At 70.7% G+C, this 15047-nt stretch carries 14 protein-coding genes; 5 read left to right on the forward strand and 9 right to left on the reverse strand.

Going from position 1 to position 15047, the window contains the following annotated elements; all coding sequences use genetic code 11:
- Nucleotides 1–46: 46 nt before the first annotated feature.
- The gene (locus JG616_RS04340; protein ID WP_199360219.1) at nucleotides 47–778 is read left to right on the forward strand and encodes a CoA transferase subunit A; all 732 of its coding nucleotides are present in this window, start codon (nucleotides 47–49) and stop codon (nucleotides 776–778) included.
- Entirely contained in the window at nucleotides 778–1410 is a 633-nt protein-coding gene (locus tag JG616_RS04345) for a CoA transferase subunit B (RefSeq protein ID WP_199391773.1), read from the forward strand. Before JG616_RS04340 ends, JG616_RS04345 begins: the two co-directional genes overlap by 1 nt.
- 45 nt (nucleotides 1411–1455) lie before the next feature.
- On the opposite strand, the gene JG616_RS04350 is transcribed toward JG616_RS04345, so the two are convergent.
- Both JG616_RS04350 and JG616_RS04355 read right to left on the reverse strand, forming a co-directional pair.
- The gene (locus JG616_RS04350) at nucleotides 1456–2499 is read right to left on the reverse strand and encodes a glycosyltransferase family 2 protein (protein WP_199360221.1); all 1044 of its coding nucleotides are present in this window, start codon (nucleotides 2497–2499) and stop codon (nucleotides 1456–1458) included.
- 1 nt (nucleotide 2500) lies between these two features.
- Nucleotides 2501–4408: a DUF2142 domain-containing protein gene (locus JG616_RS04355; protein ID WP_199360222.1), complete on the reverse strand. Its 1908-nt coding sequence runs from the start codon at nucleotides 4406–4408 to the stop codon at nucleotides 2501–2503.
- 178 nt (nucleotides 4409–4586) lie between these two features.
- Here JG616_RS04355 and JG616_RS04360 point away from each other — a divergent pair, with 178 nt between their 5' ends.
- Together JG616_RS04360 and JG616_RS04365 are read left to right on the forward strand one after the other, a co-directional pair.
- A complete protein-coding gene (locus tag JG616_RS04360; RefSeq protein WP_199360223.1) occupies nucleotides 4587–4955 on the forward strand; it encodes an EamA family transporter in 369 nt (122 codons plus the stop codon).
- Nucleotides 4956–4984: 29 nt separating this feature from the next.
- A complete protein-coding gene (locus tag JG616_RS04365; RefSeq protein WP_199360224.1) occupies nucleotides 4985–5815 on the forward strand; it encodes a class I SAM-dependent methyltransferase in 831 nt (276 codons plus the stop codon).
- Between the two features lie 70 nt (nucleotides 5816–5885).
- Here the strand turns inward: JG616_RS04365 and JG616_RS04370 are convergent, their stop codons facing one another.
- From JG616_RS04370 to JG616_RS04395, 6 genes are all read right to left on the reverse strand, one after another.
- Nucleotides 5886–6827, reverse strand: a complete 942-nt coding sequence (locus tag JG616_RS04370) for an electron transfer flavoprotein subunit alpha/FixB family protein (protein WP_199360225.1) — start codon at nucleotides 6825–6827, stop codon at nucleotides 5886–5888.
- Nucleotides 6827–7579: an electron transfer flavoprotein subunit beta/FixA family protein gene (locus tag JG616_RS04375; protein ID WP_199360226.1), complete on the reverse strand. Its 753-nt coding sequence runs from the start codon at nucleotides 7577–7579 to the stop codon at nucleotides 6827–6829. Before JG616_RS04375 ends, JG616_RS04370 begins: the two co-directional genes overlap by 1 nt.
- Before the next feature lie 70 nt (nucleotides 7580–7649).
- On the reverse strand, nucleotides 7650–8057 hold the full coding sequence (locus JG616_RS04380) for a GtrA family protein (protein WP_199360227.1): 408 nt from the start codon (nucleotides 8055–8057) through the stop codon (nucleotides 7650–7652).
- Nucleotides 8054–9043, reverse strand: coding sequence for a WxcM-like domain-containing protein (locus JG616_RS04385; RefSeq protein WP_199391774.1), 990 nt, complete (start codon nucleotides 9041–9043; stop codon nucleotides 8054–8056). Before JG616_RS04385 ends, JG616_RS04380 begins: the two co-directional genes overlap by 4 nt.
- A complete protein-coding gene (locus JG616_RS04390; RefSeq protein ID WP_199391775.1) occupies nucleotides 9043–9999 on the reverse strand; it encodes a glycosyltransferase family 2 protein in 957 nt (318 codons plus the stop codon). Before JG616_RS04390 ends, JG616_RS04385 begins: the two co-directional genes overlap by 1 nt.
- The gene (locus JG616_RS04395; RefSeq protein ID WP_199391776.1) at nucleotides 9984–11087 is read right to left on the reverse strand and encodes a DegT/DnrJ/EryC1/StrS family aminotransferase; all 1104 of its coding nucleotides are present in this window, start codon (nucleotides 11085–11087) and stop codon (nucleotides 9984–9986) included. Before JG616_RS04395 ends, JG616_RS04390 begins: the two co-directional genes overlap by 16 nt.
- A gap of 128 nt (nucleotides 11088–11215) precedes the next feature.
- Between JG616_RS04395 and JG616_RS04400 the strand changes: the two genes are divergently transcribed.
- Nucleotides 11216–12745 carry a hypothetical protein gene (locus tag JG616_RS04400; protein ID WP_199391777.1) on the forward strand — a complete coding sequence of 510 codons (1530 nt, stop codon included), beginning with the start codon at nucleotides 11216–11218 and terminating at the stop codon, nucleotides 12743–12745.
- A gap of 6 nt (nucleotides 12746–12751) precedes the next feature.
- On the opposite strand, the gene JG616_RS04405 is transcribed toward JG616_RS04400, so the two are convergent.
- Entirely contained in the window at nucleotides 12752–15040 is a 2289-nt protein-coding gene (locus tag JG616_RS04405) for a hypothetical protein (RefSeq protein WP_199391778.1), read from the reverse strand.
- Nucleotides 15041–15047: the final 7 nt, after the last annotated feature.

Here is a 15047-nt window from a genome sequence, read left to right on the forward strand (position 1 = left end):
CTCGGGCCGGTACCATGCCCGTTCCATCCGTGACCAGGAGCCTGCCTTGGCCGCCACACCCGACACCCGATCGCCGGGAAAGGTCTTCCTCGATGCCGCCAGCGCGCTGCGCGACGTCGTCGCCGATGGACAGACGCTCGCGGTGGGCGGCTTCGGCCTCTGCGGGATCCCGGAAGCCCTGATCGCCGCGCTGCGCGACTCGGGCGTCAACGGGCTGACCGCCATCTCCAACAACGCCGGCGTCGACGGCTTCGGCCTGGGCCAGCTGCTCGCGACGCGGCAGATCCGCAAGATGATTTCGTCCTACGTGGGCGAGAACAAGGAGTTCGAGCGCCAGTTCCTCGCCGGCGAGCTCGAACTCGAGTTCAATCCGCAGGGCACCCTGGCCGAGCGCCTGCGCGCCGGCGGCGCCGGCATTCCGGCGTTCTTCACCGCCACCGGCTACGGCACCGTGGTGGCCGAGGGCAAGGAGACGCGCGAGTTCGACGGCAAGCACTATGTGATGGAGACCGCGCTCACCGCGGACGTGTCGCTGGTGAAGGCATGGAAGGCCGACCGCGCCGGCAACCTGGTGTTCCGCAAGACCGCGCGCAACTTCAACCCGGCCTGCGCCATGGCCGGCAGGGTCTGCGTGGCCGAGGTCGAGGAGCTGGTGGAGGTGGGCGCCATCGACCCGGACCAGGTGCACCTGCCCGGGATCTACGTCGACCGCATCGTGGTCAACGCGAGCCCCGAGAAGCGCATCGAACAGCGCACCGTGCGCGAAGGAGCGAAGTGATGGCCTGGACCCGCGACCAGATGGCACAGCGCGCCGCGCGCGAGCTTGCCGACGGCATGTACGTGAATCTCGGCATCGGCCTGCCGACGCTGGTGGCCAACCACATCCCCGAAGGCGTGGACGTGTGGCTGCAGAGCGAGAACGGCCTGCTCGGCATCGGCCCGTTCCCGACCGAGGACGAACTCGACGCCGACCTGATCAACGCCGGCAAGCAGACCGTGACCGCGCGCAGGGGCGCCAGCTATTTCGGCAGCCACGACTCCTTCGCCATGATCCGCGGCGGCCACATCGACCTTGCGATCCTGGGGGCGATGGAAGTCACCGACAAGGGTGACCTGGCCAACTGGATGGTGCCCGGCAAGATGGTCAAGGGCATGGGTGGCGCGATGGACCTGGTGGCCGGCGTGAAGCGCGTGGTGGTGCTGATGGAGCACTGCACGAAGGCCGGTGAGCCGAAGATCCTGCCCGAGTGCACGCTTCCGCTCACCGGCGTGGGCGTGGTCAGCCGGATCATCACCGACCTGGCGGTGTTCGACGTCACGCCTGGCGGGCTGGTGCTGGTGGAGGCCGCGGAAGGCGTGGACGAGGCCGACCTGCGCGGTTGCACAGGGGTGCCGTTCTCCGCGGGCTGAAATCCCCGTTGCGGGCGGGCCGGCGTCCAGGCGCCGCCCGCCTGTTCAGCCGCCCGCAGGCACGTCCGGCGCCGCCGCTGCAGGGATGCGCGCGACCGCCGACCTGTGCATGGGACGGCGTGGCACCGAACCGATGTCATAGCCCAGGAAAGCCAGCAGGAACTGCAGCCCGAGGATGATCGGCAGTGCCGCCAGCATCACCGTGCCGGCGGGCGTCGGCACCCCGGCCTGCATCGACTGCAGCCAGGCCGACGCGCCGAAGAGCGTGCCTCCGGCCACCAGCACGGCACCCGCCACCAGCTCGATCGACGCCAGCGACATGTCGCGCAGGAAGTAGTTGTAGAAGATGCGCTTGCAGAGATTGCGCGCGTGCTTGGCGAGGAACTCGCCCAGGATGCGCGAGATGCGCAGGTTGCTGACCTCGTCGCCGTAGTGCGCGTCCATCGGCACGTCCACCGCCACCGCCCGCAGCGTGTTGAGGCGGAACAGCATGTCGGTCTCGAAGAAGTAGCGCTTGCTGATCCGGTCGAACGGCAGCCGTCCGGCCACCGCCGCGTGGATGGCCGTGTATCCGTTGGTGGGGTCGAACAGGTCCCAGTAACCGGTGGACAGCTTGGCCATGAACGACAGCACCGCGTTGCCGAAGATGCGCAACGGCGGCATGCGGGTGATGTTGGTCAGGTCGAAGAAGCGATTGCCCTTGGTGTAGTCGGCTTCACCGGCGAGGATCGGCGCGATGAAGCGCGTGACCAGCCCCGGATCCATCTGGCCGTCGCCATCGATCTTGACGATGACGTCGGCACCCGCGGCGATCGCCACCCTGTAGCCGTTGAGCACGGCACCGCCCACGCCCTGGTTCTGCCCGTTGTAGTGGACGCGCACGCGCGGATCCTGGCACGACCCCTCGACCAGTCGGCCTGAACCGTCCGGACAGGCGTCGTCCACGACCACGATCGTGTCGACGATCGCCGGCATGCGCGCCAGGACGTCGAGGATGTGGGCGGTCACCCGGTAACAGGGGAGCACCGCAGCGACGTGCGGGCGGGCGTTGCGGGAGCGGAGGGTCTGGTCTACGGCAGACTGGATCATGTCAGGAACCGTGGTAGCGCAAATGGATGCTGGAAAGTGCATCCAGCGAAAGCATGGGGGCGCAGAGGACGCATGCCAGCAGTACCAGGCGCGCCACCGGTGTCGCGCGCAGAGCGCAGAAGACGAGCACGAAGGCGAGGGTGGGCAGGAAGTAGCGACCCTGCAGGCCCTGGATGACAGGCGCGCCCGGCTGCGTCCAGGTCAGAAGCAAGGGGAGCGCGAGAAGCAATAGCGAGCCACCAGCTGCCATCAGGGCGAGGACGCGCACCCACATGGGCAGGCGCATGTCATCGGGATTCGTCCAGACGCTGGCGAACAGCATCCATCCGCCTGCGACGTAGGCCCAGGGGGACAGCGGGATGTCAAGCCAGCCAAGCCGGCCGATCATGGAGTTGTAGAGATGGGGCAAACCGTCGCCAAGGAAGGTATTGAACGCCATGCGCGCGACCACTCCCGGCTGCTCCAGGAGCAGCGCCCTGTTCTGCTCAGGGTCGACACCGGGGCCGTAGTGGGCGTTCCCCGCGGACCACAGGGTCCAGCCCACGTGGATCAGCCACGGCAGCAGCATGGAGGTGGCCGCCAGCGCGGCGAAGCGCCGGCGGTTGTCGCGGAATGCGGGATAGCAGAAAAGCACCGCGGCCAGGATCCATGCAGCCCCGGGCTTGGCGAATGCGAGCCCGACGGCGAGCAGCGGGAGCACGATGCGTGCCTGGCTCCAGCCAACCTTGCCCGAAGCCACGCCGGAGACGTAGCCGATGAAGCACAGGGTCAGGGAGAGGAGCATCGAATCCGCACTGATCGACGCCACCTGGCTGATGGTCATCGGCAGCATTGCAACAATGAACAGCGCCCATTTGCCGTGGCCGGCCTGGCGGATCCCGAACGCGACTAGGAAGGCACCCAGCAGCAGGTTGAAGATCCGGGCGGTATCGAGGAAGCCACCGAAGCTTGCGCCCATCCCGCACGACGCCGCCATCGCGAGGGTTGGTGCGACATAGAGGTGCGGCGCGTACTGGTCCGCGGACCTGGGAAGAGCGCGGGGTGCGCGGTCGCAGGCCAGTGGCTGTTCCAGCTGCCGCTCCAGCACGGAGCGGTCGAGTGCCTCGGGCCGCGGGACGCCGCCCCATAGCTCGCCGTACATCGCGGCCACATCGACCACCGGCTCGTGGCCCGAATCACCAAGGAGAACGCCGCCGTGCATCTTCGCAATCTTGCTCAGGTGCGCGGGCTCATCGGGCACCCCGTTCGGCGGCAGCGCATGCAGGATCTGGCCCCCGAGAAGCAGCATCGATCCAAAAGCGAGCCAGTGCGCGTGCCGCGACGCCGTCTCGAAGAGCCTGCGCGAGGCCAGCGAGAGGCGCTCGATGCTCTCGGCCAGCTGCAGCCCGACAAGCAGCGCCGCCGCGAGCAGGAGTGCGGAGAGCGCCATGGCTACCCTCCAACCGCGCACGTGGTCTTCTGCCACCACGCCCTGGGCGATGAGGACGACGAACGGATCTTCCGCACCGGCATGCGGTTCCAGCACGAGGCAGCCGGCATCGATGTGCGCCGCCAGCTGGTTGGTCCCTGCGATGTCGTACAGCACGAGCCGTCCATCGCGCGCGCCGAGCTTGCAGAGGCGCAGCACGGGTCCGCCCGGCGCCGGGTCGATCCGCAGGTGCTCGCTGTAGCCCGCCGGGATTCGCAGCCGCATGCGTTTCGTGCCCGCGGCCGCGGTCTCCGAGTGCGAGTCGGCCTCGCGGAACAGGCCATCGGTCGAATGAAAGACCTGCAGCTGCGTGGCGACCGGCGACTGCAGGTCGAACTTCAGTTTGGCCCGTGACTGGAGATAGCCGCCGATCAGCACGCTCGCCGCGAGAAAAGCGAGCACTGCGAGCAGCGCCAGCGAGCGGCGCGGTCGGCGGTGCATCCATTCGAACCGAACAGTGCCCGTTGCGAGCCGTGTGCGGCGCCCATCCGTGGCTGAAGAGTTCGCGGGCACGTATGCGTTCCTGGGGCGGGGAGTACGGCCGCGCAGTGTACCAGCGGGGTGCAGGCCACTTGCGGACCGGATATGCTAATACGACTGTTCCATTGGCCGGACTGACGTGAGCAAAGCGGAATACCTGACGGGTGCGAACCTGGCCCTGATCGTCTGCACCATCGCCATGCTCTCGTTCGGGCAGGTGCTGTTCAAGACGGCGTCGTCGCATCTCGTGCTGTCGCAGCCCTCCACCTGGCTGACCGTGCCACTCGTGGCTGCCCTAGCGATCTACGGGCTTGCAACCGTGACCTGGCTGGTCGTGTTGTCGAGGGTGCCGCTGTCGTTCGCCTTTCCGTTCTACGGTCTGTCGTTCCTGCTGGTTCCGGTGGCTGCGGCGATCTTTCTTGGGGAGCCTCTTAGATGGCAAACGCTCGCGGGTGGGCTGGTGATCCTGATGGGAATCGCGTTGACCGGCTGGAAGCCCCAGGCCTGAGCCGTTGCCCCGCCTGCGGGGCGGAGCTGGTGACGGGCGTGCAGCCGTGGCATCTGTGCTGCACCGCCTGCACCTATGAAGGCAGCACGCTCGAGCCGCATATCCTCGAGCAGGCCGCGGGAGGCGACCTGGACGAGGCGGCGCGACACGATGGGCTCCAGGCGCTCAGGCGAGCTAACTTCGCGCGGCTGCTGCAGCGACTCGGGACACTCCCGGTACCGGTCCGGACATTACGGCCTCGCCTGCTCGATGTGGGGTGCGCGCACGGCTGGTTCATCGAGGCGGCGGGTGCCGGCTTCGATACTGTGGGAATCGAGCCTGACGCCTCCGTCGCCGCCGCGGCACGTGCGCGTGGACTGGCGGTGCGCAGTGGTTTCTTTCCTGACGTGCTTGGGGCCGACGAGCGTTTCGACCTCATCGTTTTCAACGACGTGCTCGAGCACATTCCCGACGTCAACGCCACGCTGGCGGCGGTCTCCCGGCATCTTTCACACGGCGGCTGGCTGATCGTGAACTCGCCCTCGCGCCGCGGATTCCTGTACCGGCTTTCGAAGATGATGGCGCGCCTGCACCTGGCGCGCACATTCGAACGGATGTGGCAGCTCGGGTTCCCTTCGCCCCACGTCCACTATTTCGACACCGCGGTGATGCGGGCGCTGGCCGCGCGTCATGGATTCGAGTTGGCAGAGACCATGGTGCTGCCGTCAGTCGCGATCCGCGGACTGTATTCCCGCATCCGCTATTCAAGGGACGTGCCGGTGGCCAAGGCAGCGCTGCTCGCGGGTGCGGTCACCGTGGCAACGCCGCTGCTTGCCGTGCTCCCCCCCGACATCGAGGTCTGGTTGCTGCGCAAGCCCTGAAGACTGCGCGGTCCTGCGCGCGAGGCGGACGGCAGGCCCCTGCGACCGGGGCCTGCCGCGACCGGTAGCCTCAGCCCAGCGCCGCTTCCAACTCCGGCAGCACCTGGAACAGATCCCCCACCAGCCCGATGTCCGCGATCTCGAAGATCGCCGCATCCGCGTCCTTGTTGATCGCGACGATCGTGCCGGCGTCCTTGATGCCGGTCAGGTGCTGGATCGCGCCGCTGATGCCGATCGCGACGTAGAGCTCCGGGGCGATGATCTTGCCGGTCTGGCCGACCTGCATCTCGTTGGGGCAGTAGCCGGCGTCGACCGCGGCGCGCGATGCGCCCACGGCGGCGCCGAGCTTGTCGGCGAACTTGTAGATGACCTCGAAGTTCTCGGCCGAGCCCACGCCGCGGCCGCCGGAGACCACGCGCTTCGCGCCCTGCAGGTCGGGGCGGTCGGTGCTGCCCGCGGCCAGGCCGACGAAGCGGGTGTGCGTGGGCAGGGTCGCGTCGACGCTGGCCGCCTCGACCGCGGCGCTGCCGCCCTTGGCCGCTTCCTTCCAAGACGCGGTGCGCACGGTGGCGACCACGGTCTGGCCCGCCGGGGCCTCGACGGTGACGATCGCATTGCCGGCGTAGATCGGGCGCTTGAAGGTGTATTCGCCCTCGACGCCCATCAGGTCGGACACCTGCGGCACGCCCAGCAGCGCGGCCACGCAGGGCATCAGGTCCTTGCCGAAGGTCGAGCTGGGGCCGAAGACGTGGCTGTAGCGGTCGGCCAGCCTGGCGACCTGCGGCGCCAGCACCTGGGCGATGGCGTTCGCATTGGCCTCGTTGGCGACGGTCAGCACGCGGGTGACGCCGGCGAGCTGCGCGGCGTCCGCGGCGACGGTCGCCGGGTCGGCGGCCAGCACCACGATGTCGATGGCCTCGGGCGAGAGTGCCTGCGCGGCGCTGACGCACTTCGCGGTGGAGCCGTTGAGCTTGCCGTCGTGGTGTTCGGCGACGATGAGTACCTTGGCCATCAGAGCAGCCCCTTGTCCTTGAGTGCGGCGACGAGTTCGGCCGCGTCCTTCACCATCACGCCCTTGCTGCGCTTCGCGGGCGCGGCGTACTGCGTGGTTTTCAGGCCCTGGCCCTCGTCGACGCCGAGCTCGGCCCAGGCGATGGTGTCCATCGGCTTGGACTTGGCTTTCATGATGTCGGGCAGCTTGATGAAGCGCGGCTCGTTCAGGCGCAGGTCGGTGGTGACCACGGCCGGCAGGTCGACCTCGAGCGTTTCCAGGCCGGCGTCGACCTCGCGGGTGACGGTGGCCTTGCCATCGGCGACCTCGACCTTGCTGGCGAAGGTGGCCTGCGGACGGCCCCAGAGCGTGGCCAGCATCTGGCCGGTCTGGTTGGCGTCGTCGTCGATCGCCTGCTTGCCTAGGATCACCAGGTCGGGCGATTCCTTCTCGACCAGCTTCAGCAGCGCGCGGGCCGCCGCCAGCGGCTGCACCTCCTGGCCGGCGTCGACCACCACGTGGATCGCACGGTTGGCGCCCATCGCCAGGCCGTTGCGCAGGTGGGCCTGGGCGTCGGCGGGGGCGATGGTGGCGACCACGACCTCGGTGGCGATGCCCTTGTCGCGCAGGCGCAGCGCCTCCTCCAGCGCGATCTCGTCGAAGGGATTGGCCGACAGCTTGACGCCGTCGGTGACCACGCCGGTGCCGTCCGGCTTGACCTGGATGCGGACGTTGTAGTCCACCACTCGCTTGTAGCCGACGAGGATCTTCATCGTTGCGGTGCGTCCTTGGGGGGTAGGGCGGAAACCCGCGATTTTAGCCGGCCATGGCCGCGGGCGCGAATCAGGCCCGCAGGACCCGGCGGCCGAGCAGGAAGGTCACCGGCACGCTGGCGGCGACCGACAGCAGCGGCGCCAGGCGCGCATCCAGGCCCAGCGGGCCGATGGAGAGCGCCAGCATCGACGCACCCGCCGCCCAGCCTGCCAGGCAGACCAGCGGCCAGGCGGCGAATCCGCGCCAGCTGTGCCGCACGCGGAAGGCGTAGCGGCTGTGCAGCAGGTAGCCCAGGCAGACGCCGAAGACGAAGCTGGCGGCATAGGCCGCCTGCGGCCGGAGCCAGGGCAGCAGCAGCCAGTACACGCCCAGGCTGGCCAGGGTGTTGGCACCGCCGGTCAGGAGGAAGCGGAGCAGGGTGGCGGCGGTCGTGGCGCCACCCGCTGCCGGCCGCGGCGGGCCGGCGGGACGGCTCATGGGCCCTCGCCGGTCGCCAGCGCCAGGAACTCGTCGTAGTCGCGGATGTAGTCGCCGGCGTCGTAGGCATGCGAGGCGAAGACCAGCAGGACGGCGTCGGGCGAGTAGCGGTACTGCGTTCCCCAGGTCATCGGCGGCAGGTGCAGGCCGGTGTCGGGCGAGTCGAGGACGAAGGCCCGGCGATGGCGGCCATCGTCGGCCAGCACCTTGACCGAGCCGTGCACGCAGAGCAGGAACTGGTGGCACTGGCGGTGCGCATGCTCGCCGCGGGTCTCGCGCGACGGGACGTCGAACACCAGGAAGTAGCGGGCGGGCTCGAAGGGCAGGTCGCGGCTGAATTCGCCCACGGACAGCGAGCCGCGCACGTCGACGAAGCGCGCGAGCCGCTGCAGGCGCGCGCCATCGGCATGCCCCGTCCCGTCGTCGCTGCCGGGCATGGCAGCGTCCTGGCGATCCCGCTGCGTTTGCGCGCGCTCCGGCGCGGCGGCGCGCGCGGCCGTGCCGCGGCCTCCGTCCTCGTCGGCATCGGTATAGCCGACGATGCGCGCCGGGTTGCCCACCACGATCGCGTTGGCGGGGACCGAGCGCGTGATCACCGCGCCGGCGCCGATCATGGCGCCGCGGCCGATGCGCACCCCCGGCAACAGGGTGGCGTTGGCGCCAATGGAGGCGCCGTCCTCGACCACGGTCTCCACATAGCGCTCGGGGCGCTGCCGGCTGCGTGGGAAGACGTCGTTGCTGAAGGTGGCGTTGGGGCCGACGAAGACGTCGTTGCCCAGGCGCACCGCGTCCCAGACCTGGACCCCGCACTTGATGGTGCTGCGGTCGCCGATCACCGCGTCGCCTTCGATGAACACCCCGTCGCAGATGTTGCAGTCGCGGCCGATGCGCGCGCCCGGCAGCACGTGCGCGAACGCCCAGATGCGCGTGCCGGCGCCGATGTCGTCGCTCTCGCACAGCGCGTTGGGGTGCACGAAGTAGTCCATCAGCGATCGTCCTCGAAGGTTTCCTCGGAGTGCACCAGCGCGAGCGGGCGCGCCTTGGTGTTCTCGAAGGCGCGCCAGGCATAGCTGCCGACCACTCCCAGGCCCAGGGAGTTGATGGCGCCGAAGAACAGGATGGTGAACACCGTGGCCGCGTAGCCGGGCACGGTGACCCAGCCGGAGATGCGCGCGACGATCACCACCGCCGCCAGCAGCGCCGCGGTCACCAGGGCCAGCCCGCCGGTCATGAGCAGGATGCGGACCGGCAGGTCGCTGAAGGCGAATACGCTGTCGAGGAAGTAGGCGACCTTCTTGCGCAGGGTCCACGCGCTGCGGCCATGCGCGCGGCGCAGGCGGGCATAGGGCACGAACACCCGCCGTCCGCCGAGCCAGAACAGCTGCGCCACCAGGTTGGTATGCGCTTCGCGCAGCGTGACCAGGCGGTCGCGGAAGTCGGCGGTCAGCGCGAAGACGTCGACCCCGCCGCGCGGAATGTCCGACATCACGAAGCGGCGGTACATCGACCAGAACGCGGTCGACAGCAGCCGGCCGGCCAGCGGGTCGTCGCGTCCCTCGCGCACCCCGAAGCAGACGTCGGCGGCGCCTCCGCGCAGGGCGGCCAGGAACTCCAGCGCAAGCTCCGGCGGCTCCTGCATGTCGGCCGCGAGCACCGCGATGACCTCGCCGCGGGCGCGCTCGAGGCCGACCCGGATCGCCGGGAAGGCGCCGAAGTTACGGGTGAGTTCGACCAGGCGCGCCGGGAATCCGGCCGACGGCAGCGCCTCGCGCAGCAGGGCGTGGCTGGCATCCGGACTGCCGTCGATCACGAACACGGCTTCGAGTCCACCCTCGACCTGCGGCGCCAGCCTGCGCAGGGCCGCCAGCAGCTGCGGGATCGAACCGGCGTTGCAGTACACCGGCACCACGATGCTCAGCGCGGGCTTCAGAACCGGTTGCATGCGTCGATCACCTTCCCGGCTTCATCGTCGGTCAGCTCGGGGAAGCAGGGCAGGGTCAGCGCCGTGCGTGCGTGGCGCTCGGTCACCGGCAGCGACTGCTGGCGATGGCGTCCGGCGAAGCAAGGCTGCCAGTGGTCGGGCAGCGGATAGTGCACGTCGCTGGCGATCCCGGAGTGGGAGAGGTGCGCGCGCAGCGCGTCGCGCCGCTCGCTGTGCACCACGTACAGGTGGGCCACGTACTCCTCGCCGGCCGGCGCGGGGACGACGATGCCGGCGTTGCGGATCCCGCGCGAATAGCGGTTGGCGATCTCGCGCCGGCGTCGGTTCCAGCTGTCGAGCAGCGGCAGCTTCAGCAGCAGCACGCGCGCCTGCAGCTCATCGAGGCGGCTGTTGCGACCACCGGCCAGCGCGTTGACGTACTTGCGCTCCCAGCCGTACTGGCGCAGCGCGCGCAGCCGTTGCGCAAGCGCGGGGTCGCTGCAGGTCACCGCGCCGGCATCGCCGATCGCGCCCAGGTTCTTGGTCGGATAGAAGCTGAACGCCGCGGCGTCGCCGAAGGCGCCGGCACGCCGGCCGTCGGCGGCGCGCGCGCCATGCGCCTGGGCACAGTCCTCGACCAGCGCGACGCCGTGCTCCGCGCACAGCCGGGCGATCGCGTCGATGTCGGCCAGGCGGCCGTACAGGTGCGTCGCCACCACGGCGCGCAGCGCGCCGGCCTTGATGGCATCTGCGAGCGCCGCTGGATCCAGCGTCGCGTCGCTGGCGACATCGACGAACACCGGCTCCGCGCCACAGGCGAGCGCGGCGCCGGTCGCGTACATGGCGGCGTTGGCCGGCAGCGCGACCCGGTCACCTGCGGTGACGCCGACCGCACGGAGCGCGAGCTCCAGGGCGTCGCTGCCGTTGGCGACGCCCACGCAGTGCGCGACGCCGCAGTAGGACGCGAACGCGGCCTCGAAGGCCTCCACGCCCGCGCCGAGGACGTAGTGCCCGCCGTCCACCACCTCCGCGATCGCAGCCAGCAGCGCATCGCGCAGCGGCGCGATCTGTCGGGCGAGCGAGTTGACTGGAATGGCGGCGTCTCGCATGGATCCTGCCGGGCCTTAGGACCGCGTATTCTGCCAGACGGCCGCCGCGTGTCCCCTGTGCGCCGCCGGCCCCACGCTATGATGCCGCCGATCACGGAACAGGGTGGAGCGCGATGGGGTTCGCGACCATGCAAGATGCACGCACGCACGGCCGCGGCCTGCATCCGCTCGGCCTGCTGCTGGTGCTCGCGGCCGCATACCTCGCGTTCGCCTACCTGCTGACGCCCAGCCGGCCGTTCCCGTACTACCCCGACGACTTCTCGTTCCTGTCGGGCGCGCTCGCCGACATGGGCTGGCACTGGAAGCGCCCGGTCTCGGCCAACATCATCTTCCTCGTCGCCGCCGGCGGCTTCTGGCTGAGCTACGCGGTGCTGGCCGCGTCCACGGTCGTGGTGGCGTGGCTGGCGATGCTGCTGGTCTCGCGCGTGTTCGGCGTCGGCATCGGCCTGCTGCCGGCCGCGGCGGCCAGCGCCGTGCTGTTCAGCCATGCCGCGGCGTTCGAACACGGCAAATACCTCGGGCTGATGACCAACCTGGTTTCGCACGGCCTGGGACTGGCCAGCCTGCTGCTGCTCTGGCACGGCTGGCGCCGGGCGCGCGTCGCCTGGTGCGTCGTGGCGGCACTGGTCTACCTGGCGAGCGCGTTCGCGAAAGAGGACTTCCTGCTGCCGCCTTTGCTGCTGCTGGGTCTGCTCTGGGTCCTCGACCACCACGAGGCCCGGGCGCCTGGCCAGCGGACGGAGGCGCTGTCGCGTTCAGCCCGACTGGCGGTGTCGCTGCTGTTCGTGGCGGTGCCGGCGGGTGCCATGGCCTGGAGCGCGCTGGACCGCAATCCCTTCGTCGCCGGCCTGTTCTCGCCCGACACCAGCAGTCCGTCGTATGCGGTCGAACTGGCGCCCGCGGCGCTGTGGCAGGCCTTTGGGACGCTGTTCGTGGGTTATACGGCGGTCGCGACGCTGCTCGCCGCGTGCGCCATGCTCGCCATGGCGCGGCTGCCGGCCATGCGCATGCGGCTGGCCTGGCTGGTCGCCACGATCGTGGTGCTGGCGCTGCCCTACGCGGTGATCCCGCACAACATGCCGGGCTATCGCGCCTACGCATGGCTGCCGTGGATGGCCGCGATCATCGGTGTCGCGCTGGCGCTGGCGCAGGCCGCCCCGCAGGCCGGCCGGGGCCGCGCGCGCCGGGCGCTGCCGGTGGTCGTCGCGCTGGCCGTGGCCGCGATCGCGGTGTCCGCGCACCGCGAGGCGCGCATCGAACTCGCGCTGCGCTACGCCGCCGGCGAAGCGGTCAACCGGCGGATGCTCGAGGTCGTGGAGGCGCATCGCGACGCGATCGCCGCCGCGCCCGTGGTCGGCCTGGCCGGGCTGGATGGCCCGTCTCCCTGGTGCGGCAACGGCACGCTCTACCTGCGCTACAAGCGTGGCTTCGCGCAGCAGTGGATCGTGTTCGCCGCCGGGCCCACGCCCTGCTACCAGGTGTCGACGCCTGGCGGACGCAAGCCACGCTACGAACTGGGACTGACGGTCGCGCCGCCGACCCAGGCCTGTGCGATGGGAGCCATGCCCGTGCTCGCGTTCGAACCCGACGGCCACGGTCGGCTGGCGTCCGCGCAGGATGTGTGCGCCGGTTCCGGCGCGGCGCCGAGCCAGCCCTGAGCGCGATCAGGATCCGCCGAACAGCCGCCCCGGGCGCTCGATGCGGACCTCGTGCGGCCCCGCCGCGGGAATGAACAGCGCGGTCTGGTAGCCGTTCACCCGGAACATCGGCGTCGGGCGACCATCCAGCGTCGCGCGCCAGCGCGCTGCGGGATCCTCGTTGAGGATCAGCAGGCCCGGGCCCTCCGCCTCGACTCCTGCCTCCAGTCGGGTCCGGCCGTTGTGCCGCAGGTCCACCGCGCCGCCCAGCCGCCCCGGGCCGGCGAGGGCCGTCGCGTCCACTCCGGCGGGAAGATGCGCGCTGCGCACCGTGGCGCGCAACGGCGAGGCATCGCCGGACTGGCGCAGGTGCTCCACCGGGTCGGCGACCACGTCCAGGCCACCCGACAGGAAGAACAGGCGCGGCAGGGCCTCCTCGTGCGTGCGCAGGACCAGCCCCGGGCGCAGCGCCTCGTCGCCGGCGCGGGCGTGGGCGTCGGGCCAGACCGACCAGCGCACGCCATAGAGCGCGGCGACCATCGGGTTGGCCTGCGAGAGCAGCATGTACTTCGCGTATTCGGTGGGTCCGATGCCGCCATGGATCGAGCGGAATCCGTGCAGCGTCCAGGCGTGGGTCAGGAGGTGCGCGTTGTCGACGCTGTCGGCCATGAGGAAGCGGTAGCGGTCGAGGCCGTCGAGCCGCGCGGCGAGCGCGGCGGCGTCGGCATGTGCCTGCACCCGGTCGGGATGGAACAGCATCGCGTCGTGGTAGTCGAATCGGATGTTGTGCCGGAACGGGGTCCAGGCGGTGGCGAACAGCAGCAGCGCGCAGGCCACCGCGACCCCGCCGCGCTGTCCGTTGGGCGCGAACAGTGTCCACGCCAGCGCCGCGAACGCGAGGCCCAGGGTGAGCAGGGCGACGGGCCGCCACGGGACCCCGGAGCCGACGGTCGCCACCGTGGCGAGGACGAGGCCGACCAGGCCGAGCCACGCCCAGGGGCTGCGCCAGGGTGCGGACCCGGCTTCGCCTCTGCGCTGCAGCGCCTGCAGGCCCAGCGGCACCAGCGGCACCAGCAGGAGCACCGCCAGGCACGACCACCAGGTGAGCTCGCGCACCTTGTTCGCGAGCGGAAGCGCCGTCAGCAGCGGCGCCAAGGGTGCGAAGCAGAAGAGCGCCGCGAGCAGGCCGCAGACCAGCATGGCGCGCGCGCAACGGGTCTGCGGCGCAGCCGGCATGCCCGGCGACGGCACGTCATCCGACAGCACGCCCCGCGACCGCACGCCCCGGGACCGCATGCCCCGGGACAGCACGCCCATCGCCGCGACGAGCACCGCGGCACCGAGGTAGGCGTTGCCGATGCCGGGCTGCACCCGGAACGCCACCAGCTGGCCGGCGTCGGCCGGCGCCAGTGCGTGGTAGCGCAGGGCGTGCTCCGGCACCGGCTGGTCGCCGACGACGAAGCCGCCGACTTCGCCCAGCCAGCGGATCGAGCGGCCATGGAAGGCGAGGATCTCGCGCAGCCAGGGCCAGCACAGCGCCAGCACCAGCAGGGCCGACAGCGCGAGCCAGCCGCTGCTGCGCGCAAGCCGTCGCAGCCCGTCGCGGTCGCGTGCCGCCAGCACCTGGGCGCACACCAGCAGCCAGACCGCCGCCGAGGCCCAGCCCGCGAACACCATGTTCTGCGCCGGGTGCGCGTGCGCCAGCAGGGTCGCCGCCATCACCAGGCCGATGGCCCGTGGCACCTGGAGCCGCCAGCCCGATCCCCGGTACAGCGCGACCTGCGCGGCCAGCACCCAGGGGATCCAGGCCATGCCGGCGATGATGTGCGGCCAGCCCGCCGCGCTGCGGACTGCGGGGAACCAGGGAATCGCCAGCCCGACCAGGACCGCGGGCACCACGCGCACGCCCAGCGCACGCGCCAGGGCATAGGCGCCCGCGCCCAGCAGCGCGAGGTGCAGCACGATGACCAGGTTCAGGCGGTCGAGGGTGGCCGCCGGCGACGCGTCGGCGCCCGCCCAGTTGAGGTAGAGCGGATACAGCATGTGGTAGTTCGGGTTCGACCAGTTCGACTCGCCGGCGCGCACGCCCTCGGTGTACATCGCCGCGAGCAGGCCCTCCTCCTCGATCGCATGGCTGGCCTCGTTGAAAAGCGCGAGCAGCATGTCCGCCTGGTCGGGGCCGCGGGCCAGGGTCTGGCCCTGGTAGTGCAGGCAGGCGATGCCGAAGACCATCGCGAACACCATCGCAGGCAGCAGGATCTGGGCCCACGGGCGCCCTCGGGGCGCCGGAGGTGCGGCGTCGGTATCGGTGAGCATCCGCCGG

The organism is Luteimonas sp. MC1895 (assembly GCF_016457215.1).
Taxonomy (GTDB): domain Bacteria; phylum Pseudomonadota; class Gammaproteobacteria; order Xanthomonadales; family Xanthomonadaceae; genus Luteimonas.

Bases quoted from the DNA above. Each gene is read 5' to 3' on its own strand.
- JG616_RS04370 (WP_199360225.1), bottom strand. From the start codon at position 6,827: ATGGCCAAGGTACTCATCGTCGCCGAACACCACGACGGCAAGCTCAAC.
- JG616_RS04355 (WP_199360222.1), bottom strand. From the start codon at position 4,408: ATGCACCGCCGACCGCGCCGCTCGCTGGCGCTGCTCGCAGTGCTCGCT.
- JG616_RS04390 (WP_199391775.1), bottom strand. From the start codon at position 9,999: ATGCAACCGGTTCTGAAGCCCGCGCTGAGCATCGTGGTGCCGGTGTAC.
- JG616_RS04400 (WP_199391777.1), top strand. From the start codon at position 11,216: ATGCAAGATGCACGCACGCACGGCCGCGGCCTGCATCCGCTCGGCCTG.
- JG616_RS04395 (WP_199391776.1), bottom strand. From the start codon at position 11,087: ATGCGAGACGCCGCCATTCCAGTCAACTCGCTCGCCCGACAGATCGCG.
- JG616_RS04345 (WP_199391773.1), top strand. From the start codon at position 778: ATGGCCTGGACCCGCGACCAGATGGCACAGCGCGCCGCGCGCGAGCTT.
- JG616_RS04385 (WP_199391774.1), bottom strand. From the start codon at position 9,043: ATGGACTACTTCGTGCACCCCAACGCGCTGTGCGAGAGCGACGACATC.
- JG616_RS04375 (WP_199360226.1), bottom strand. From the start codon at position 7,579: ATGAAGATCCTCGTCGGCTACAAGCGAGTGGTGGACTACAACGTCCGC.
- JG616_RS04380 (WP_199360227.1), bottom strand. From the start codon at position 8,057: ATGAGCCGTCCCGCCGGCCCGCCGCGGCCGGCAGCGGGTGGCGCCACG.
- JG616_RS04405 (WP_199391778.1), bottom strand. From the start codon at position 15,040: ATGCTCACCGATACCGACGCCGCACCTCCGGCGCCCCGAGGGCGCCCG.
- JG616_RS04350 (WP_199360221.1), bottom strand. From the start codon at position 2,499: ATGATCCAGTCTGCCGTAGACCAGACCCTCCGCTCCCGCAACGCCCGC.